Genomic DNA, 18,744 nt, shown 5'->3' with positions numbered 1-18,744 from the left:
GCAGATCATGTCGAACAAGCTCCGGTGTGACGAAAGACAAAAAAAATAGCACCGAAGCACCCAAAAGCGGGGCTTCTCCATGAAGCCCCGATGACGATACGAGGGCTAAGCCTTTGGGGGGCTGGCTATGGCAGGCGGTTGCCCGCGACGCTTCAGGATCAGGCCGATGATGGCCGCCAGGATGAGCGTGAGGGTGCCTCCGACCAGCCCGGAGACACTGGTCCCGGCATCGACCGCCGGCCAGGCTTCCCGCTCTGCCGGAGTGTCCGTCGTTTGCCCAGGCGTCTCCGGCGAGGATTTGAAGCCATAGCCAGGCAAAAAGGCGAGGCGCTCCTGCAGGCCGGCGAGCCAGCCATGAACGCCGTGCTCGGGAGAGTCCAGTTCTTCGCTGCCGGTCACCCCCTGGATCGCCCACTCCAGGCCGTCGGGATGGTCCGAGGCGAACCAGGAGAGGGCGCCGCCGGTGACGATGGCCGTGGCGAGCAGACCGACCAGGACCTTGCGGATCGGGAGGGCGCCAAAGGGATGGGCCTCCCCGGCGAGTTCGAGAATTTCCGGGCGGGATTTCCAGACGAAGAGGACGACGGCGGCGGTCACCAGTCCCTCGACGAGCCCGATGGCGAGATGCACCGGCTGCATCAAAAGGACGAAAGTAGTAAAGGGGAGCGCGGAGATGCCGGAAGCGACGGTCTCAAAGACGACGCTGAGGGCACCGAGTTGCAGCCCGACCAGGGCGGCCGCAACCGCTCCGAGCAAGATCCGTTTTTCACCGGGGCGATCACCGGCAATTTTCTGATAGATCAGGGGGTAGGCGACGAAGCAGGGGAAGAAGCCGAGATTGAAAATGTTGCAACCGAGCGCCAGCAGGCCGCCGTCGGCAAAGAAGAAGGCCTGGACGGTGAGGACCGAGGCCATGGTCAGAAAGGCGGCGTAGGGGCCAAGGAGGATGGCGAGGATCATGCCGCCGCCGAGGTGACCGCTTGATCCGGTGGCGGGGATGGTGAAGTTGATCATCTGGGCAGCGAAGATGAAGGCTCCCAGGACCCCCATCAGGGGTACTTTGCGGTCGTCCAGGTCCTGCTTGACCTTGCGGGAGCAATAGGCGATGGTGCCGGCCGTGGCGGCCCACAGCGTGCCGCCGACGGCAGGGGAGAGCAGGGCGTCTGCCATGTGCATCGGGTTTCCTCCTTGGGATATGCAGGTAGCAAGAAGAAAGAAATCGTAACACCTGCGGTCAAAATAAAAGTCCCGCTTGTCGAGACCTGTCGGGGAGAATCTCTAGCAGGAGGTGTGCCAGGATTTTCGAAGGGAAAAGGGCGGTTCGGTACAGGTGGTGACGAAAAGTTAACGCGGAAGCGATTGTGGCAGGAAAAAGTGCGACGGATTGTCGTCGCACTACCTTGCAATTCGTGCTATCGGTGGGTTGCTTTCCCTGTGGGGAGTGCCGGTACCCGGAGAGGCTGCGCCGTCCTGATGGAAAATCCGTGACCCCCGGCTCAGGGAGTGGGCGCTACCAGGAACTGGGCGAGCTTTTCTTCGACCATGGTCAGATGGACCAGCATCTTCTGGCGCGCCCGCTCCGGTTCGCGGGCGGCGATGGCATCGAGGATTTCCCGGTGCTGGGTGAGGAGCCGTTCGAGGTAACCGGATTTCCGGTAGAATTCGGTCAGGGCGACCTGGATGGTGGTGTGAAAGAGGGTGTGGATGGTGTCGAGGACGTGAACCTGGACGGTATTGTGGGTCGCCGCGGTGATCGCGTAGTGAAAGCGGGCGTCGACATCGGCATCCCAGCCACCGTTGGCCGCCTGCTCTTCCATGGTTCGGTAGATGCTGCGCAGCTGTTCAATCTCCCCCTCGTCGGCGCGCTGGGCAGCCAGGTAGGCCGACCAGCTTTCCAGGCCCATGCGGACCTCGGCGAGGGCGTGCAAAAGGCGGGGGTCCTTCTGCTCCATGAGGCGGGCAAGGGGGTTGGTGAGGGTCGTTTCGGTCAGAGTGCGGACAAAGGTCCCGCCCCCCTGGCGGGATTCGATGAAGCCCATGGCTTCGAGCACCATCAGCGCTTCGCGCACCGAGGGGCGGCTCACCCCCAACAGGGTCGCCAGTTCCCGCTCCGAGGGGATGCGTTCCCCGGGACCGAGGTCACCCCGGGCGATCAGTTGCTTGATCTGGTCGACAATCTCTTCGGAAATCTTTTTCGGACGGATCGGCTCAAATACAATGGTCATACCTTTGCTCCATTCCTCGGCTTGGTATGACCATTGTACAGAAGAATTTCTTCCCCGGCAAGAAATCTGATGGCTATTTTCAGGGGGGAAGGATCTTGCTCAAAGGCCGCCCTTGTTTCCCTTGAAGCGCTTGAGCCAGGTCTGGAATTCCTCCTCCTCGTGCTCCAGTTCGAAGGCGTTGATCAGGCCGCGGCGCAGGGCGACGGAAACCGCGCGGTTGCGCAGGTTGAAGGCGTCGCCGGCCTTCTCGCTGTGAAACTGCTCCTGGTCGAGGCCGAGCTTGCTGTAGAGGGAGTTGAGGCGACTTTGTACGCCCCGGCGGGAGAGGTAGCGGCGCTGGGCAATCAGGTTGTCGGTGAGCCCGAGGGAGATATCGACCAGCGCCTCGAACTCGATATCGGAGAGGGCGGTCTGGCTGTGGCCGGCAATCCCCTGGACCTTGCGCACCTCGGGGTCGATCCAGCACTGGTCGTCAAGCAGCACGGTACGAATCGCCGAGGCGATCCGTTCCCGGGTGTTCGACTTGAGAATATAGCCATAGACCGTCTCGGCGGGGACGATGCGGGCCAGGGCGCGCACGTACATCTCATCCTTGAACTGGCTCCAGAAAACGATGCGCGCTCCCGGTTTCTGCTGCCAGAGGGCCCGGGCAAACTCGATACCGTTGAGCTCCGGCAGCTGGATGTCGCTGATGATCAGAGGCTGTTCCTGCTTGACGGCGATCTCCAGTGCCACCATACCGTTGGGCGCGCGGTCGATCCGGGACGGCTCGCTCCATTCGGCCAAAAGCTGCTCAAGAAACTCGAAATCCTTGGGGTTGTCTTCTGCAATCAGGATCTTCAACGATTCCATCGCTCACCTCGATTCCGGGGCCGGGGGGGCCGGCAATGTCAATTCAAAACGGGTTCCGCTCGAAAAGCGTGACGGCTGCCAGCTGATGTTGGCGCCAATGGTCTTGGCACGTTCACGGATATTGTTAAGGCCGCGGTGCCCGGCAGCCAGGGGGGCCGCAGGGTCGAAACCGCGTCCATTGTCCTCCACCGAGAGGACCAGTACCCCGTCGCGCCGGTCGAGGCCAACCTCGTAGCGGGTCGCCCCGGCATGACGGATGACGTTGTGAATCGCTTCCAGGGCGACCCGGTAGAGGGTCAGCCGGGCGGTGCGGGAGAGTTCGGCGGAGTCGACCCGGGGCGAGATGTAGAGGTGGTATTCGGGGAGCTCGGGCCCGCCCAGGTGCCGTTCGAGGTGGGACTGCAGGGCAGCGCCCAATCCCAGGATGTCGAGGGTCTGCGGGTGGAGGTTGTCCATGACCTCGCGCAGGTTGGCGATGGCGCGTTGCAGATCCTCCTCCAGCGCCGTCACCTCGCCGGCCTCCCCTTTTCCTCCCTTCATGGCCTGAATGCCGCGCAGAACCGAGGAGAGGTCGGAAAGGGTCTGGTCGTGGATATCCATGGCAATGCGCCGTCGCTCCTCCTCCGCGCCCTCCAGCAGTTTTTCGGTGCCGACGACCCGGATCAGCCGTTCGGTCATGCGGTTGATCGAGACGGCGAGCTCGTCCAGTTCGTCGTGGGTCTCTGCCGGTGCCACGGGGGGGGTGAGGTCGCCGCGGGCGATGCGGCCGGCGCTGTCGGAGAGGAACTGGATGCGGTGTAGAATCCGCCGGGCGAGAGCCAGCGAGAGGAAGATACCGACCAGGATGGCGGTGCCGAGAACGATAATGGAAACGAAGGTGGTGCGCGCCACCATTTCATCCATGTCCTGGTTGTGGACATCGCGCAGATTGTCACGGCCGCGGCGGATCGCCTCGGAGAGCTGGGCAATCTCCGGCCGCAGGCGCGAAATGCTGCTGGTGATGCGGTCGAAATCGAAGCCCTGCTCCGGGTTGAGGTCGGCAACCGTCTGGCGCAGGGTCAAAACCTTCGACTCTTTCAGGGCTTCCTGCGTAAGGATCCGTTCGACCGCGTTCTGCAGATGGAAATAGAGTTCTTCCATCTCTTCCAGGGAATGCATGTCGATGGTCGGTTCATCGCGCAGGCGCTTGGCCATTGCCGCCATACGCTGGGTCGCCAGGTCGGCTTCGGCCAGGGCGATAAAGACGGTGGCAAGGCGACGGGCTTCCTGGCGCTTGACCGAAAGATCCCAGTAGTTGAACTGGAGAAAGCCGAGCAGCAGGGTCATCAGCAGCAGGACGCTGGCGGGAGCCAGGATGATCTGATATTTCAGGGCCAGGCGCATAGCGACATAACTACCACAGGCAAGTAGGAAATACACTGTGCTTTAGCACAGCCGGATACTGGACAGTGGGGCCCCAAATTCTGCGGATTTCGGCCTTGGATTGAAAATTCAGCGGCGTATATTCCGAGTCAGGGCGCCATCCGGTTGTGGCAGGCTGGACGCGCTCCCTTCCTACCTCCCCCGTGAAAGCAGGAACCCGCGTCCGGATTGCCTCCCCGGACGCGGGTTCCTGCTTTTGGTTCGGGCAGAGCGGAGCGTTTCGGCGGCGGCCGTCAGCCCTGGTCGGGATTCGAGCCGCTGCCGCCATCGAGCGGCAGCCGGACCCGGAAGGTGCTGCCGGCGCCGGGCGCCGAGGTTACCTCGATTTTCCCCTGGTGGGCTTCCACGACCGATTTGGCAATCGCCAGGCCAAGGCCGGAGCCGCCATCCTTGCGATTGCGGGCCTTGTCGATGCGGTAGAAGCGGTCGAAGATCAAGGGGAGATGGTCGGCGGCAATGCCGATCCCGGTATCCTTGACACTGACCACCGCCTCGTCTCCTTCGACATTGAGGATGATCTCGATCCGCCCCCCCGCCGGAGTATATTTGACCGCATTGGCGATCAGGTTGAGAAAGACCTGACGCAGGCGCAGTTCATCGCCAACCAGGTGGATTTCCTCGGTGACTTCCGGGTTGAGGAGAATCTCCACCCCGTTCGCCTCGCCGAGGACCCTGGTCTGCAGGTAGAGGTGCTGCAGGGTGTCGCTGAGGCTGAAGCGGTGCAGGTCGGGGGGGAGTTCCCCGGCATCGCTCTTGGCCAGGGTGAGCAGGTCCTCGATCATCCGTCCCATGCGGTCGATCTCTTCGAGGTTGGAGATGAGGATATCGTGGAATTCTTCGGGGGTCTTGGCCCAGCGCAGGGCCACCTCGGTCTCCCCCTTGAGGATCGTCAAGGGAGTACGCAGTTCATGGGAGGCATCGGCGGAGAATTGGCGGGTCTTGCGGAAGGCTTCCTCGAGCCGGGCGAGCATGGCGTTGAAGGTTTCAGCGAGGCGGGTGATTTCATCGCCATTCTTGTTGACCGGCAGCTGCTCGCTGAGGTTGCGGGCATGGATGTTCTGGGCCGCGCGGGTGATGCGGCTGACCGGCGCCAGGGCGCGGCTGGCGAGAAACCAGCCGCCGAAGGAAAGGGCGAGCAGGGCCAGTGGGCTGAAGGTCAGCAGCAGCAGGCGCAAATCATCCAGCGAGTGCCGCACCGGATCGAGGCTTTCCGCCACCTGGATCAGTTGCGGCGGCTCCCCCTCGCGACGACCGGGATGGGTCAACAGCCGCAGTTCCAGTGCCGGAGCCTCGGTGCGCACCGTCTCATAACTGTCCCGCCCCTGACGAAATAGGAGGAGGGCACTTTTGCTGATCGGCAGCGGGACCCCGGTGAGGTTGCCGGAGGAGCAGAGCCTGGTACCGTTGTCGTCCTGAATCTGGACAAAGCCCGCCCAGCTGTGGCGGCGGACGAACTTTTCCAGGGCCAGGCAGTCAAGCTGGTCGCTGCCAGCGGGCGTTTCCTGATTAAGAAAGCCGACCACGTCCTGGGCCACGCTGAGCAGGCGTTCGTCCACGTGCCCCAGCAGGCTGCGGGATAGATAGTAATACCAGAACAGACCGCTGGTCAGCAGGACGACGGCCAGCGACAAGGCATACCAGAGGGTAAGGCGAAAGCGGATCGTGCGTAAAAACAAGAGTTCAGTCCTGTTCGGGTAAATTTAGAACCGGTCTCCGGAGGCCTATTCCTCTTCCTTGAGAACATAGCCGACGCCGCGGACCGTATGGATCAGGCGCTTGTCGAAATCCTTGTCGATCTTCTTGCGCAGGTAATTGACGTAGACGTCGATGATGTTGGTGAAGGAGTCAAAGGTGTAGTCCCAGACATGCTCGGCGATCATGGTGCGGGTCAATACCTGATTCGGGTTGCGCATCAGGTATTCGAGCAGGGCATACTCCTTGGCGGTGAGTTCGACTTCCCGGCTGCCGCGCCAGACCTTGTGCGCCACCGGGTCGAGGCGCAGGTCGGCGAAATGGATTTCCGCGCCGCGGTCCTTGGTGCCCCGGCGCACCAGCGCCCGGACCCGGGCGAGCAGTTCGGCGAAGGCAAAGGGCTTGGTCAGGTAGTCGTCGCTCCCCGAATCGAGGCCGGAGACGATGTCGTCGACGGTATCCTTGGCGGTCAGGCAGAGGACCGGGGTGTGGATCCCCTTTTGCCGCAGTTCGCGGATGACGGTGAGGCCGTCCATCTTTGGCAGCATCAGGTCCATCAGGATCAGGTCGTAGGGCTTGGCCGTTCCCATTGCCAACCCTTCTTCGCCGTCCGCCGCCAGGTCGACGGTGTACTTCTCCTCTTCCAGCCCACGCTTGATGAAGCTGGCGACCTTCTTCTCATCTTCCACGACCAGAATGTGCATGTCCAATCTCCTTTGTCCGTTTGGTTGCAAGTGCGTGAGAGCAGAATTTCCGCCCGCCGGCGCCCGCCGCCGGGCTATATCAGGTTGAGTTTGACCAGCACTTCGTTGGCGGTCTCTTCCACCGCCTTGCCGGTGACGTCGATGACGACCCAGGGGTTGCGGCGGAAGATGCTGCGTGCATAGCGCAGTTCCTCTTCCACATGTTCGTAGTCCGCATAGGCGGTTCGCGGATCCTGGCCGAGATTGCGCAGCCGTGCGGCACGAAGTTCGACCAGCCGCTGGGGATCGAGAACCAGGCCGGCGACCCGCTTCGGGTCGACTTCGGCGAGTTCGGCCGGCGGCGCGATCCCCTTGACCAGCGGCACGTTGGCGACGCGGTAGCCGCGGTGCGCCAGGTACATCGAAAGGGGGGTCTTGCTGGTGCGGGAGATTCCGACCAGCACGATGTCCGCCTTGGGCAGGTTGCGGGTCTCCTGGCCGTCATCATGCTTGACGGTGAACTCGACAGCTTCGACCCGGCGGAAATAGGCCTCGTCGACCCCGTGCAGCAGCCCCGGGGTCTCCCCCGCCTCGCGGCCGAAAAACTCCGACAGCCGCATCAGCAGCGGTGTCAACAAATCGAGGGATGGCAGACCGAGAGAGCTGCACTCGGCATGAACCAGCTGGGCCAGTTCCCGGTTGACGATGGTGTAGATCACCAGTCCCTGCTCTTTCAGCGCCTCATCCAGGGCCTCGTAGATGTCCGTTTTGGTGCGGACATGGCTGATGCGGCGCTGGCGAACATTCTTCTGCCGAAACTGGGTCAGGGCGGCAGTGACCATTTTTTCTGCGGTTTCACCGGTGGCATCGGACAAAAGAAATATCTGCTGCTGGCCGGCCATGGTGCTCCTCATGAGAATACTGTCAGGAATAGTAGCAATTTATTCATTAAAATCAAGCCCCATTTCTGACGGCCAGCACCGTCAAGCCCATTTCCGCGACAATTTTTCCAAGTCGGGGCGGTCGGGGTGTCCTGTATGGTAAATAATATTACTCGTTAGTTGTTTCTTCATTAGAAATCTAACGCGGTTCCCCCGGGACTTGTCAAGGTTTTTGTTGCTTTTGGGCCGACGGCTCTGCTAAACAGTGGGCATGCCGGACTCCTGGTGCGAAATCCACATTCATCTTCCTGCCGCCGCCGTCGATCTGGTCTGTGCCGAACTCGGTGAACTCGGATCCTGCGGCATTACCGTCGAAGAACGGCGGCTCGATACCTTTGTCGCTCCGGATCCGGACGAGCCCCTGGTCGGACCGGTGCGTATCCGCGCCTACTTTGCCCTCTCCGGGGAAAGTGTCGAGGCGCTGCGGGAGACGGTTCGCGACCGGCTCCGCTGGCTGGCCCCTCTGGTGCCGGGGCTGGAGCCCGCTCTCCCGGAGGTTGCCGAGGTTCGTAATGAAGACTGGGCGGAGGGGTGGAAACAGCACTTCCCGGTGGTCCGGATCGGCCGCCGTCTGGTAATTCGCCCGAGCTGGGAGGCCTATGCACCGAGGGGCGACGAGGTTGTCGTTGTCCTTGACCCGGGGATGGCCTTCGGCACCGGCACCCATGGTACCACCCGGCTCTGCCTTGAAGCCCTCGCCTCCCGGTTTGCCGGCGCGGCCCCGCCCCGGCGAGTGCTGGACGTCGGCACCGGCTCCGGTATCCTGGCCATCGCCGCCGCGGCGCTTGGCGCCGACCGGGTGCTGGCCTGCGATATCGAGCCCGAGTCCTGCCGGGTGGCCACGGAAAACATTCGCAACAATCATCTGCAGAAGCGAGTGGAGGTGACCGACGCTCCCCTTGAGGTGCTGGAGGGAGAATTCGACCTGGTCCTGGCCAATATCCTTGCCGAGGAGAATGTCCGCCTTGCCCCTCAACTGGTGAGCCGCCTGCGCGCCGGGGCAACCCTCGTCCTTTCCGGCATCCTGATCGAAAAGGAGGAACTGGTCAGCCAGGCATTTGCGGCCTTCCCGCTGGTCGGACCGGAAATCTTCCGGCGCGAAGACTGGTCCTGCCTGGTCTATCGCCGGAGCGGCTGATGCACCGGTTCTTTGTCGACCCCGAGCAGCTTGCCGCCGACCGCGTCCTCCTCTCCGGAGATGTGCTCCATCATCTCGCCAAGGTGCTGCGAGTGCGCCCCGGGGATGAACTGGAACTGCTGGACGGCACAGGGGAAATCTGCCATTGCCGGGTCCTTGCTCTCGGGCGTCACCAGGGTGAAGCGCTGGTCCTGGCCCGACGGCGGGTCACAGAGCACCCCTTTCCGGTGCAATTGTTGCAAGCTCTGCCGAAGGGGGACAAGTTCGACCTGGTGCTGCAGAAGGGGACCGAGCTTGGCATCTCCCGTTTCGTCCCGGTCCTGACCGGCCGGTCGGTGCCGCGGCCCGGACCGTCACGGGAGGAAAACCGGTTGCTGCGCTGGCGCAAAATTGTGTGCGAGGCGGCGCGCCAGTGCCGCCGGCCCCTCATCCCCGAGGTTGCGCCGCCCGTTACCCTAGCGAACGCCCTGGCCGCGGTTGGCGATGGCCTGCGGCTCCTGCTCTGGGAGGAGGAGAGCCGGCCACTGGCGGGCTTGCTGGAAACGTTGCGGCCATCTGCGGCGACGATTCTGGTCGGGCCGGAAGGGGGGTTCGCCCCGGCAGAAGTGGACCGCGCCCTGGCGGCGGGGTTTGTCCCGGTAAAATTTGGTCCCCGGATTCTGCGCAGTGAAACGGCGGGATTTGCCGTTGCCGCGATACTGCAGTATGTTTACGGGGACCTGGGGCTAAGGAGCCCGGGAGAGGGATCCCGGGCGATGAACGCAGGAGGAGAAGCGCTATGAAATGTCCCAAATGCGGCTTTACCAGTTTTGATTATCTGGACAGCTGCAAAAAATGCGGGGGCGACCTGGCCGCCTTCAAGGCCAAGCACGGCTTGCGCAGTCTGCTCTTCCCCGGGCAGGGGCGCTCGGGGGGAGATACCCCGATCCTGCCCGAGGAGGCCGCGACGCCGGAAGAGGCGCTGATGACCGAGGCCTCTGATGCCACCGATTTCGGGTTTGGCTTCATGGACGAGGAGGTTCAGGCGCCGGCAGTCGCCGACACCACCAGCGAGGAAGCGCTCTTTCTGGACACCGAAGAGGAGTCGGTGGCCGGCGGGACGATTACCCCCCCGGAGGATTTCGACCTCGACTCCGCGGGAGAATCGGAGCTCTTCGCGGCGGACGAGGACCTCTCCAGCTTCGACGACCCGAGCGCGCTTGCTTTTGAGGAGGGTGACGACGCAACGGAACTGCTTGAAAGCGATCTGGACCTTCCGTCCTGGGATGAACTGGGGGAAGAGGAGCCGGCCGCCAAAAAGTCTGCCGGCGACAAGGAGCCCCCCGACCCTTTTGATGATCGGGAGCCCGCCCTGGCCAGGCAGGCTCCCGGAGAAACCAGCGGCCAACCCCTTGCCGAGCAGGCTGATTCCTGGTGGGAAGTGGGTGAACCCGTGGCGGTCCTGCCCGCCGCGGCAGAAGACTTGACCCTCCTCCAGCCGCTGACGGAGGGGGGTGAAACTGCTGATTCCTGGAGCCTCCAGGACGAAACCCCGGTGGTTCCGGCCGAGCCTGAGCCATTTTCCGAAGCAGATGAAACCCTGCCGCCAGCGCCCCTGGTCCAGAGACTGGGGGCGCTCCTCGCCGACCTGCTCCTGCTGGGAGGGATTGCCGCCATCTTCCTGTTGCTGGGCCAGCGCCTGCTCGGGCCCCAGCAAGCCGGTTTCTTCCCGGATCTGGAGCTGCTGCTGCGCTCCTCGACGCCCTACTTCCTCCTCCTGTTTCTCGCCTGTTTCGGGTACTTCACCGGTTTTCATCTCCTGCTCGGCCAGACCCCCGGCAAGATGCTCTTTGCCATCGGGGTGGAAAGCCTGGCCGGAACCGCTCTTTCCCCCTCCCAGGCCTTTTTGCGCAGTGCCGGTGGTTTGCTGGCCCTCTGCCTCGGTGGCCTCGGTTATGCTTCGATTCTTTTCGCTGGTGACAGCCGCGGCTGGAACGACCGTCTGGCGGGAACCCGGGTCGTCTCCCTGGGGAATCAGGCTCCGGAGATAAGGATAGAAAGGACGCCGCCGGAACGGTCTGAAGGGGGCTAGCCGCAGCGCAGGGTGAGAAAGCTCTGCAGGTCGGGGGCTTGCAGGTAGGGGTTGTGGGCGGTTTCAAAGCCGATGCTCGAGACCGGCCGCGGGCCGTAATCGTGTCCCGGGTAGACCAGGGTGGCGGCCGGGAAGGCGGCGAGCCGGCGCAGGCTTCGGTAGAGGGCCTCCGGATCGCTGCCGGCCAGATCGGCACGGCCGACGGCGGTGACGAAGAGGGTGTCCCCGGTGATCAGGGCGCCGGGCGGGTTCAGGGTCAGGGAGCCCGGGGTATGCCCCGGGGTATGCAGCACTGCGACCCGCCCCTGGCCGACGGTGAGTTCGCTCCCTTCCCCGAGGGCCAGTTCCGCCGCTGGCACATCGAGGGGATGGCCGGCGAGGCTGGCGCCGGTGGCGGCGAGGATGATGGCATTGCCGGCGCAGTGGTCCCGATGCCCGTGGGTGTTGACCAAAACTTCAAGGGTGATGCCCCGTTCCTGCGCCGCCTGCAGCATCACCTCCGGGGCAAAGGAGGGATCGACGCCGATGCCGCGGCGGCTCTGCGGGCAGTAGACCAGGTAGGAGAAGTTTTTCATCTCCCCCGCCGCCAGTTGCAGAATCTCGAGCCGGGCGCTCACAGCCACTCCGGGACGACCGGCGGCTGGTTGCCGATCTTGCGGATCTCCCCCTCGACGATGCGGAAGATATCCCCGGTCTGCTTCACGGTCCACTCATCCCCCTCCTCGGGCGGGTTGGGGAATTCGCGACTGCCGAGATAGACATCCTCGCCGTCGATGAAGCCCCACCAGTCGAGGGATCCGGTCTGCCAGAGTTTGGTCTTCAGGAAAAAAGCCATCCTTGCTGCTCCTCTTGTCGGAAATTTATCTCATGATACGTGAGCGCCGCAGGGGGGTCAATACGGCATACGGCGCAGGATGACGGTTGCCCGCAAGCGGCTGCCGGCCTATAATGAGTCCCGCGGTTAGGAATTCGCAGGTTCGGAAAGGGAAACGGCGAAATGAAGTTCGTCAAGATGCACGGCGCCGGCAACGATTACGTCTATGTCAACGGCTTCGAAACGACGGTGTCCGATCCCGCGGCCCTGGCCCGGGCGATCAGCGATCGCCACTTCGGGGTCGGCAGCGATGGCCTGATCCTGATTCTCCCCTCAAGCCACGCCGACCTGCGCATGCGCATGTTCAATGCCGACGGCAGCGAGGCTGAGATGTGCGGCAACGGTGTGCGCTGTGTCGCCAAGTTCGCCCGCGACCATGGCCTGGTGGCCAAGGATGCCATCAGCGTCGAAACCGGAGACGGCATCAAGCAGCTGCAGCTCTTCACCAATGCCGCCGGCAAGGTCGAGCGGGTGCGGGTGGCGATGGGCCGGCCGCGGCTGACCCGGGCCGAAATCCCGATGACCGGGTCGCCGCAGGCGCAGGTGATCGATGAGAGCCTCACCGTACTCGACCGCACCCTGCAGATGACCTGCGTCTCGATGGGGAACCCGCACTGCGTCATCTTCGTCGACCGGGTCGACGAATTCCCGGTGGCGGAGTATGGGCCGGCGATCGAAAAGCATCCCCTCTTCCCGCGGCGGACCAATGTCGAGTTCGTCGAGGTTCTCGCCCCCGGGGAGGTTCGTCAGCGCACCTGGGAGCGGGGGGCCGGCGAGACCCTCGCCTGCGGTACCGGCGCCGCGGCGGTGACCGTCGCCGGGGTCCTCACCGGGCGCACCGAACGCGTGGTGCGCAACCACCTGCGCGGCGGCGTCCTCGAACTGGAATGGCAGGGGGAGGAGGTCTTCATGACCGGCCCGGCCGTCGAGGTCTTTACCGGGGAGTATGCGCCCCAATGACGAACTGTCCGATGTGCGGCAAGTGGGCCGCGGAAGCCGAGCTGCGAATTGCCGAACTGGAACACTGCTACGTCACCCTCAACCGCGACCAGTTCTTTCCCGGCTACTGCTTCGTCTTCACCCGCGAGCATGTCACCGAACTCTTTCACCTCGAGCGGGCGGTCCGGCAGGGGGTGATGGAAGAGGTCAACCGGGTCGCGGCAGCCCTGTTCCGACTCTTTCAGCCGACCAAGATCAACTACGAACTGCTCGGCAACATGGTGCCGCACATGCACTGGCATCTGGTGCCGCGCTTTGCCGACGATCCCCTCTGGCCGCGGCCGATCTGGAGCGAACCCCACCAGGAGCGGCTCCTGAGCGGGCCCGAATGTCGGCGGCGCGTCGAGCAGCTGCGCGCCGCCCTGGCAGGTGTCTGATGGTGGCCGCGGTCCTCTTCGATCTCGACAATACCCTCTACGCCCCGGAGCGCGATCTCTTCGCCCTGATCGACCAGCGGATCAACCGGTACATGCTGGAGGTCGTCGCCATCCCTCGTGCCGAAGTCGATGGCCTGCGCCGCCATTACTGGAAAACCTACGGGGCGACCTTGCAGGGGCTGATCCGCCACTACGACGTCGATCCCGAAGATTACCTCGATTACGTTCACGATGTCGATGTCTCCACCCGGCTGCAACCGGACCCGCTGCTGTGCAGCAGTCTGCAGCGGCTGCCGCTGCGGCGTTTTGTCTTTACCAACGGCTCCCGCGGGCACGCCGAGCGGGTCCTCGCCGCCCTCGGCCTGGCGGAGAGCTTCGAGGAGATTTTCGATATCCGTATCGCCAACTACCAGCCGAAGCCCAACCCCGACCCCTATCATGGCGTCTTACGGCAGCTCGGCCTCGCTGCCGGGGACTGTGTGATGGTCGAGGACTCCCTCGCCAACCTCGCCACCGCCAAGCAGCTCGGCATGACCACGGTGCTGGTCGCGCAGCGCTCCGCCAACGCCGCCGTGGTCGATCACCAGGTCGCGACGGCCAGCCAGGCCGCACAACTGGTCACCTCCTGGCTGTAGTTAGCAAACCTTCACCGGGAGTGAAAAGATGCAACCACTGGGAGTCCACGTCTCGATCAGCGGCGGCGTCGAACATGCCTTCGCCCGCGGCGAGGCGATCGGCTGCCGGGCGATTCAGATCTTTACCAAGAATGCCAGCCAATGGCAGGGCAAACCGATCTCCGCCGAGAGCGCCGCGGCCTTCCGGGCCAACCGGGAACAGAGCCCGATCGGCCCGGTGATCGCCCACGACAGCTACCTGATCAACCTCGCCGCGTCGGACGAGGCGAAGTGGCAGCAGTCAAAGGCTGCCTTTCTCGATGAACTGGAGCGCTGCGCCCTGCTCGGCATCGAGGCGCTGGTAATGCACCCCGGCGCCGCCTTGCAGAGCGGTGAGGAGGCCGGCCTGCAGCGCATCACCACCGCCTTTCGCGACATCTTTGCCGCCGCCCCGGCCGGGGTGCAGGTGCTGCTGGAGACCACCGCCGGTATGGGGAGCCACCTCGGCTGGCGCTTCGAGCAGCTGGCGCGCATCATCGACCTGGTGCCGCAGCACCCCTTCGGCGTCTGTTTCGACACCTGTCATGTCTTTGCCGCCGGCTACGACCTCGCCAGCGAAGAGGGGTATGGCCAGGTGATGGCTGAATTCGACCGCGTCATCGGCTGCGAGCGGCTGCGCCTTTTCCATCTCAACGACAGCAAGAAACCCTGCGGTTCCCGGGTCGATCGTCACGAGCATGTCGGCCAGGGGTGCATCGGTGAGGAGGCCTTCGCCTGCCTGATGCGCGACCCGCGCTTTGCGACGGTGCCGAAAATCCTCGAGACGCCCCCCGGCGACAACAACGAATTCGATCTGCGCAACCTGGCGCTGCTGCGGCGGCTGGCAGGGGAAGAGGTTTGAGCAGTTCGGGCCGCGGGGATTTAAGGACAAAATCGAAGAGCGGGTTCGCGCGGATAACTTCGGATAAAGTCTGATCAGGTTCGGATTAAATCCAAGGCCTTGGACCAATCCGAATTTTATCCGAAGTGATCAGATTTGATCCGCGCGAACCGCCTTTAAGTTCTTCGCCCTGTTTTTGCAAAAGCTTTCGCCAGGGTGTTACCCGAAAGAGTCACCAGTATGCGAGCCGTTCTGCAGCGTGTCAGCCAGGCCCGGGTCCGGGTCGAAAACAAGATTGTCGGCGCGATCGGCCCCGGGCTGCTGATCCTGCTCGGGGTCGGCCAGGGGGACGCGGAAGCCGACGCCTGCTACCTGGCGGAGAAGAGCGCGGCGCTGCGCATCTTCGAGGACGGCGCGGGGAAGATGAACCTTGCCCTCGCCGAGTCGGGGGGCGCCGCCCTGGTCGTTTCCCAGTTCACCCTGTACGCCGACTGTCGCAAGGGACGCCGTCCCGGCTTCTCCGGCGCGGCGCCGCCGGACGAAGCCAACCGCCTCTACCTCTTTTTCGTCACCCAGCTGCGCGCCCTCGGGGTGACGGTGGCGACCGGGGTTTTCCAGGCCGACATGCAGGTGGAGCTGGTCAATGACGGGCCGGTGACGATGCTGCTCGACAGCCGCAAGGGTTTTTAGAGCCGAGACCCGCTTTTCAGGAGAAGAGATGGAATACGACGATTACAGCCGGCCGAGCAAGTCGGCCCTCAAGCGTGCCGCCAAGGAGATTGAGGCCCTGGCCGGCCAGCTCGCCGAGGTGACCGATGCCGTCATTGCCGGTCTGGAGCTGAGTGCCGAGCTGAGCGAAGAGGTGGCTCTCGCCCGCCGCACCAAGGGGCACGGCTCCCACAAGCGCCAGGTCAGGCACCTGGCCGTGCTGCTGCGCCAGCGTCCCGAGGAGGCCGCCGCCATCCAGGAGCACCTCGCCGGGCAGAGCGAACGCCACTGGCAGGAGCAGCAGGTCTTTCACCATGTCGAGGCCTGGCGCGACCGCCTCTGCGCTGCCGCCACCGCCGAGGCCGCCCTGGCGGAGTTGAAGACGCGCGCCCCCGAACTCGATCACCGCGAGCTGGGCAAGCTTTCCCGCGGCGCCTGCAATGGCGACAAGGCGGCGGCGCGGCAGATTTTTCGCCGTCTGCGGGAGGTCGCCGACGCGCTGGAGTAAGGGCTGGTCCAGCGGGGTGCGGGAACCCGGGGAGCAGCTCCGAAAGTGGGACGGGAGCTGGCAGGAATTCCCAACTGCATGCGATGTAAATAAAAATGCCCCGCTGGTGACCAGCGGGGCATTTTGAAGGACGCAAAAGAGACTCGATTCAGAGGGCTTTCTTGATCAACCCTTCGAGCTGGTTTTTGGGGACGGCGCCGACTACCTGGTCGACGATCTTGCCATCCTTGAACAGGATCAGGGTCGGGATGCCGCGGACGCCGTACTTGCCGGGCGTGGCCGGGTTCTCGTCGACGTTGAGCTTGGCGACCTTGACCTTGCCGTCATACTCGTCGGCGAGGCTGTCGATCACCGGGCCGATCGCTTTGCAGGGGGCGCACCAGGAGGCCCAGAAATCGACCAGGACCGGCGTGGAGGATTTCATCACGTCGCTTTCAAAACTGTCGTCGGTCAGCTGCACGACTTTATCGCTCGCCATGTGGTTCTCCTTTGGGATGGATTGGGGTGGATCAATTCGGTTTTGAGAGATCAATGATAAAACAGCCCCGGGAAAATGCAAGGCATAATTGCCCGGTTAACGCCTTGACAGCACCCGGGCAGCGCCCTATGATGCCGGAAATTCAGGGGGAGTAGGGAGAGATTCCATGGACCAGGAGAAAATCGAGCGGACCATTGCCGAGTTGGGGACCTGCCTTAAAGAAAGTTTCCTCACCAATCCCGCTGCGGTCGTCGGTCTGGCAGAGCGGATCGTCGCCACCTTCCACCGTAGCGGCCGCGTTTTTCTCTACGGCAGCGGCCCGCTGGCCGCGGTGACAGAACTGGTCGCTGACCGTTTTCTCCACCGGCTCGCCTTCGACCGCCCCCAGCTCCCGGTGCTCAACCTTGCCTCCAGTCCGACCCTGCTGCACTCCCTCGCCCGGGACGGCCTGCATCGTCAAGCGGGTGCGCGGCAGCTGCGCATGCTGGTCGGTGGCGACGATATCCTGCTCCTCTTCGGCGATGGGGGGCGGGACGAAGGGCTCACCGAACTGCTGCAGGCCGCCCGCCAGGCCGGCTGCGGCACCGTGGTCATTGCCCCGCGGGGCAACGCCCCCGAGGAGGAGCTGGTCGATCAGCAGGTTGTGATTGCCAGCGAGTCCCCGGCCCGGATTGCCGAAGCGGCACTCTTCTTCGGACAACTTCTCTGCGAACTGGTGGAAGCCGAACTCTTCGGCATCTGACGAAGGTTTCGACGCCCGCCGGGTAAGCCAAACCCCGATGCGGCCATGCCCGATTATCCCCTCCAGCTCAATCTCCAGCAGCGACTCTGCGTCGTTATCGGCGCCGGCCGCGTCGGCCTGCGCAAGGTCGAGGGGTTGCTCGCCGCCGGCGCCCGGGTGCGGCTGGTGGCGACGGTGCTGCCGGAGCTTCTGTCGCCGGCGCTGGAGCTGGTGGCGCGTCCCTACCGCAACGGCGATCTCGCCGGCGCCCTGCTCGCGTTTGCCGCCACCGACGACCCGCAGGTGAACGCGGCGGTCGTGGCCGAGGCCCGCGCGGCCCGGATCCTGGTCAACCGGGCCGACGACCCCGCCGAGGGGGACTTCGCCCTGCCGGCGGTGCTGCGGCGCGGCGCGCTGACGCTGACGGTGGCGACCGGCGGCGGTAGCCCGGCTCTGGCCGCGCTGCTAAGGGAGGAGCTCGCCGGCCAGTTCGGGGAAGAGTGGGCAGAGGTGCTGGAACTGTTGGGCGCCCTGCGGCGCAAGCGGTTGACAGTGCCGCCCAAGGGCGAATATAATCGGGAGATTTTGCGCCGCCTTCTGCGCGGCGGCCTGCCCGGGCTGCTGGCCGCCAACGACGCTGCCGGCGCCGATCGCCTCCTCGGTGAAATTGTCGGGGAGTCGCTGGAGACCTTGGGAATTCGTCTGCCGAAAGGGAAACCATGAGCGTCAACGTTCTGCTTTTCAAGATCACGCTGCTGCTCTATTTTGCCGCCACCGTTCTTTACCTGGTCGATGTCATCTGGCGCCGGGAAACGGCCGGTAAGATCGCCCGCTGGGTACTGACCGGGGGCTTCGTTCTCCACTGCGCGACCCTCGTCTCCCGTTTCGTTGCCACCGGCTATACCCCGGCGTCGAACCTCTACGAGGCGCTCTCCTTTTTTGCCTGGGCGGTGGTGGCGGTCTTCCTGGTTTTCGACCTGCGTTACCGCCTGACCGTCCTCGGCGCTTTTTCCTGCCCCCTGGCGCTGGCATTGATGATCGTCGGCAGCGCGGCGCCCAAGGCCGCCCGCGAGCTCAACCCGATGCTCGATTCCTGGTGGTTCCCGGTTCATGTCACCCTCGCCTTTCTCGGCGATGCGATCTTTGCCGTGGCGGCGGTGGCGGGCGTGCTCTACCTGTTGCAGGAACGGATGCTCAAGAGCAAGAAATTTTCCACCCTCTACCACCGCCTGCCGTCCCTGCAGACCCTCGACTCGATCAACTATAAGTGCCTGACCTTCGGCTTTCCGCTGATGACGATGGGGATCATCTCCGGGGCGATCTGGGCCAACTCGGCCTGGGGCGGCTACTGGCGCTGGGATCCGAAGGAGACCTGGGCGCTGATCACCTGGTTCTTCTACGCCGCCCTGCTGCACGGCCGGCTCACCGTCGGCTGGCGCGGCCGGCGGGCCGCCATCTTTGCCATTATCGGTTTTCTCTGTCTGCTCTTCTCCTTCCTGGGCGTCAACTGGTTTCTCTCCGCCGAACACAGCTTCAAGGCGTTGGAAGGCCGTTGACCTCC

22 protein-coding genes are annotated in these 18,744 nt (G+C 64.0%); 12 read left to right on the top strand and 10 right to left on the bottom strand.

The genetic code is table 11. From position 1 onward, the window contains the following. Positions 1 to 105: 105 nt before the first annotated feature. The 7 genes from ACYQ8E_RS11305 to ACYQ8E_RS11275 form a co-directional block, all read right to left on the bottom strand. Positions 106 to 1,176: an energy-coupling factor ABC transporter permease gene (locus ACYQ8E_RS11305; RefSeq protein WP_459861029.1), complete on the bottom strand. Its 1,071-nt coding sequence runs from the start codon at positions 1,174 to 1,176 to the stop codon at positions 106 to 108. Between the two features lie 320 nt (positions 1,177 to 1,496). Next, positions 1,497 to 2,225 (bottom strand): FadR/GntR family transcriptional regulator, encoded by a 729-nt coding sequence (locus tag ACYQ8E_RS11300; RefSeq protein ID WP_459861027.1) that lies wholly within the window; start codon positions 2,223 to 2,225, stop codon positions 1,497 to 1,499. 99 nt (positions 2,226 to 2,324) lie between these two features. Further along, complete coding sequence (locus tag ACYQ8E_RS11295; protein ID WP_459861025.1) at positions 2,325 to 3,077, bottom strand: response regulator; 753 nt, start codon at positions 3,075 to 3,077, stop codon at positions 2,325 to 2,327. Between the two features lie 3 nt (positions 3,078 to 3,080). Next, positions 3,081 to 4,460, bottom strand: a complete 1,380-nt coding sequence (locus tag ACYQ8E_RS11290) for a sensor histidine kinase (RefSeq protein WP_459861023.1) — start codon at positions 4,458 to 4,460, stop codon at positions 3,081 to 3,083. 272 nt (positions 4,461 to 4,732) lie between these two features. Then, entirely contained in the window at positions 4,733 to 6,175 is a 1,443-nt protein-coding gene (locus tag ACYQ8E_RS11285) for a heavy metal sensor histidine kinase (protein ID WP_459861021.1), read from the bottom strand. A gap of 45 nt (positions 6,176 to 6,220) precedes the next feature. Then, on the bottom strand, positions 6,221 to 6,895 hold the full coding sequence (locus tag ACYQ8E_RS11280; RefSeq protein WP_459861019.1) for a response regulator: 675 nt from the start codon (positions 6,893 to 6,895) through the stop codon (positions 6,221 to 6,223). A gap of 74 nt (positions 6,896 to 6,969) precedes the next feature. Beyond that, on the bottom strand, positions 6,970 to 7,776 hold the full coding sequence (locus ACYQ8E_RS11275) for a pyruvate, water dikinase regulatory protein (RefSeq protein ID WP_459861017.1): 807 nt from the start codon (positions 7,774 to 7,776) through the stop codon (positions 6,970 to 6,972). Positions 7,777 to 8,026: 250 nt separating this feature from the next. On the opposite strand from ACYQ8E_RS11275, the gene prmA reads away from it, so the two are divergent. The 3 genes from prmA to ACYQ8E_RS11260 are packed head-to-tail and all read left to right on the top strand — an operon-like array spanning position 8,027 to position 11,024. Then, positions 8,027 to 8,953, top strand: a complete 927-nt coding sequence (gene prmA / locus ACYQ8E_RS11270; protein ID WP_459861014.1) for a 50S ribosomal protein L11 methyltransferase — start codon at positions 8,027 to 8,029, stop codon at positions 8,951 to 8,953. Continuing rightward, positions 8,953 to 9,735 (top strand): 16S rRNA (uracil(1498)-N(3))-methyltransferase, encoded by a 783-nt coding sequence (locus tag ACYQ8E_RS11265; protein ID WP_459861011.1) that lies wholly within the window; start codon positions 8,953 to 8,955, stop codon positions 9,733 to 9,735. The genes prmA and ACYQ8E_RS11265 overlap by 1 nt, the downstream gene beginning before the upstream one ends. Continuing rightward, positions 9,732 to 11,024: an RDD family protein gene (locus tag ACYQ8E_RS11260; RefSeq protein WP_459861009.1), complete on the top strand. Its 1,293-nt coding sequence runs from the start codon at positions 9,732 to 9,734 to the stop codon at positions 11,022 to 11,024. Before ACYQ8E_RS11265 ends, ACYQ8E_RS11260 begins: the two co-directional genes overlap by 4 nt. Here ACYQ8E_RS11260 and ACYQ8E_RS11255 read toward each other — a convergent pair. Together ACYQ8E_RS11255 and ACYQ8E_RS11250 are read right to left on the bottom strand one after the other, a co-directional pair. Further along, positions 11,021 to 11,641, bottom strand: a complete 621-nt coding sequence (locus ACYQ8E_RS11255; RefSeq protein WP_459861007.1) for a hydroxyacylglutathione hydrolase family protein — start codon at positions 11,639 to 11,641, stop codon at positions 11,021 to 11,023. The genes ACYQ8E_RS11260 and ACYQ8E_RS11255 overlap by 4 nt on opposite strands. Next, positions 11,638 to 11,859: a hypothetical protein gene (locus ACYQ8E_RS11250; protein ID WP_459861006.1), complete on the bottom strand. Its 222-nt coding sequence runs from the start codon at positions 11,857 to 11,859 to the stop codon at positions 11,638 to 11,640. The genes ACYQ8E_RS11255 and ACYQ8E_RS11250 overlap by 4 nt, the downstream gene beginning before the upstream one ends. Positions 11,860 to 12,021: 162 nt before the next feature. On the opposite strand from ACYQ8E_RS11250, the gene dapF reads away from it, so the two are divergent. From dapF to yjgA, 6 genes are all read left to right on the top strand, one after another. Beyond that, the gene (gene dapF / locus ACYQ8E_RS11245; protein WP_459861004.1) at positions 12,022 to 12,858 is read left to right on the top strand and encodes a diaminopimelate epimerase; all 837 of its coding nucleotides are present in this window, start codon (positions 12,022 to 12,024) and stop codon (positions 12,856 to 12,858) included. Then, positions 12,855 to 13,274 (top strand): HIT family protein, encoded by a 420-nt coding sequence (locus ACYQ8E_RS11240; protein WP_459861002.1) that lies wholly within the window; start codon positions 12,855 to 12,857, stop codon positions 13,272 to 13,274. Before dapF ends, ACYQ8E_RS11240 begins: the two co-directional genes overlap by 4 nt. Then, on the top strand, positions 13,274 to 13,909 hold the full coding sequence (locus ACYQ8E_RS11235; RefSeq protein WP_459861001.1) for a pyrimidine 5'-nucleotidase: 636 nt from the start codon (positions 13,274 to 13,276) through the stop codon (positions 13,907 to 13,909). The genes ACYQ8E_RS11240 and ACYQ8E_RS11235 overlap by 1 nt, the downstream gene beginning before the upstream one ends. A 28-nt stretch (positions 13,910 to 13,937) precedes the next feature. Next, positions 13,938 to 14,789 (top strand): deoxyribonuclease IV, encoded by an 852-nt coding sequence (locus ACYQ8E_RS11230; protein ID WP_459860999.1) that lies wholly within the window; start codon positions 13,938 to 13,940, stop codon positions 14,787 to 14,789. Positions 14,790 to 15,008: 219 nt separating this feature from the next. Then, entirely contained in the window at positions 15,009 to 15,458 is a 450-nt protein-coding gene (dtd, locus tag ACYQ8E_RS11225) for a D-aminoacyl-tRNA deacylase (RefSeq protein ID WP_459860998.1), read from the top strand. A gap of 28 nt (positions 15,459 to 15,486) precedes the next feature. Next, positions 15,487 to 15,984: a ribosome biogenesis factor YjgA gene (yjgA, locus tag ACYQ8E_RS11220; protein WP_066729201.1), complete on the top strand. Its 498-nt coding sequence runs from the start codon at positions 15,487 to 15,489 to the stop codon at positions 15,982 to 15,984. Between the two features lie 148 nt (positions 15,985 to 16,132). On the opposite strand, the gene trxA is transcribed toward yjgA, so the two are convergent. Then, on the bottom strand, positions 16,133 to 16,462 hold the full coding sequence (trxA, locus tag ACYQ8E_RS11215) for a thioredoxin TrxA (RefSeq protein WP_066729199.1): 330 nt from the start codon (positions 16,460 to 16,462) through the stop codon (positions 16,133 to 16,135). A 166-nt stretch (positions 16,463 to 16,628) separates the two neighbouring features. Between trxA and ACYQ8E_RS11210 the strand changes: the two genes are divergently transcribed. Genes ACYQ8E_RS11210 through ccsB form a run of 3 tightly spaced genes read left to right on the top strand, consistent with a single transcriptional unit; the run spans position 16,629 to position 18,739 of the window. Then, positions 16,629 to 17,204, top strand: coding sequence for an SIS domain-containing protein (locus ACYQ8E_RS11210; RefSeq protein WP_066729198.1), 576 nt, complete (start codon positions 16,629 to 16,631; stop codon positions 17,202 to 17,204). Between the two features lie 45 nt (positions 17,205 to 17,249). Beyond that, complete coding sequence (locus ACYQ8E_RS11205) at positions 17,250 to 17,906, top strand: precorrin-2 dehydrogenase/sirohydrochlorin ferrochelatase family protein (protein ID WP_066729195.1); 657 nt, start codon at positions 17,250 to 17,252, stop codon at positions 17,904 to 17,906. Continuing rightward, positions 17,903 to 18,739 carry a c-type cytochrome biogenesis protein CcsB gene (gene ccsB / locus ACYQ8E_RS11200; RefSeq protein ID WP_066729193.1) on the top strand — a complete coding sequence of 279 codons (837 nt, stop codon included), beginning with the start codon at positions 17,903 to 17,905 and terminating at the stop codon, positions 18,737 to 18,739. The genes ACYQ8E_RS11205 and ccsB overlap by 4 nt, the downstream gene beginning before the upstream one ends. The last annotated feature ends 5 nt before the right edge of the window (positions 18,740 to 18,744 follow it).

This window comes from Desulfuromonas carbonis, assembly GCF_054658035.1.
The sequence above is the reverse complement of the archived record's forward strand: the minus strand, read 5'-3'. Positions and strand labels throughout refer to the sequence as shown.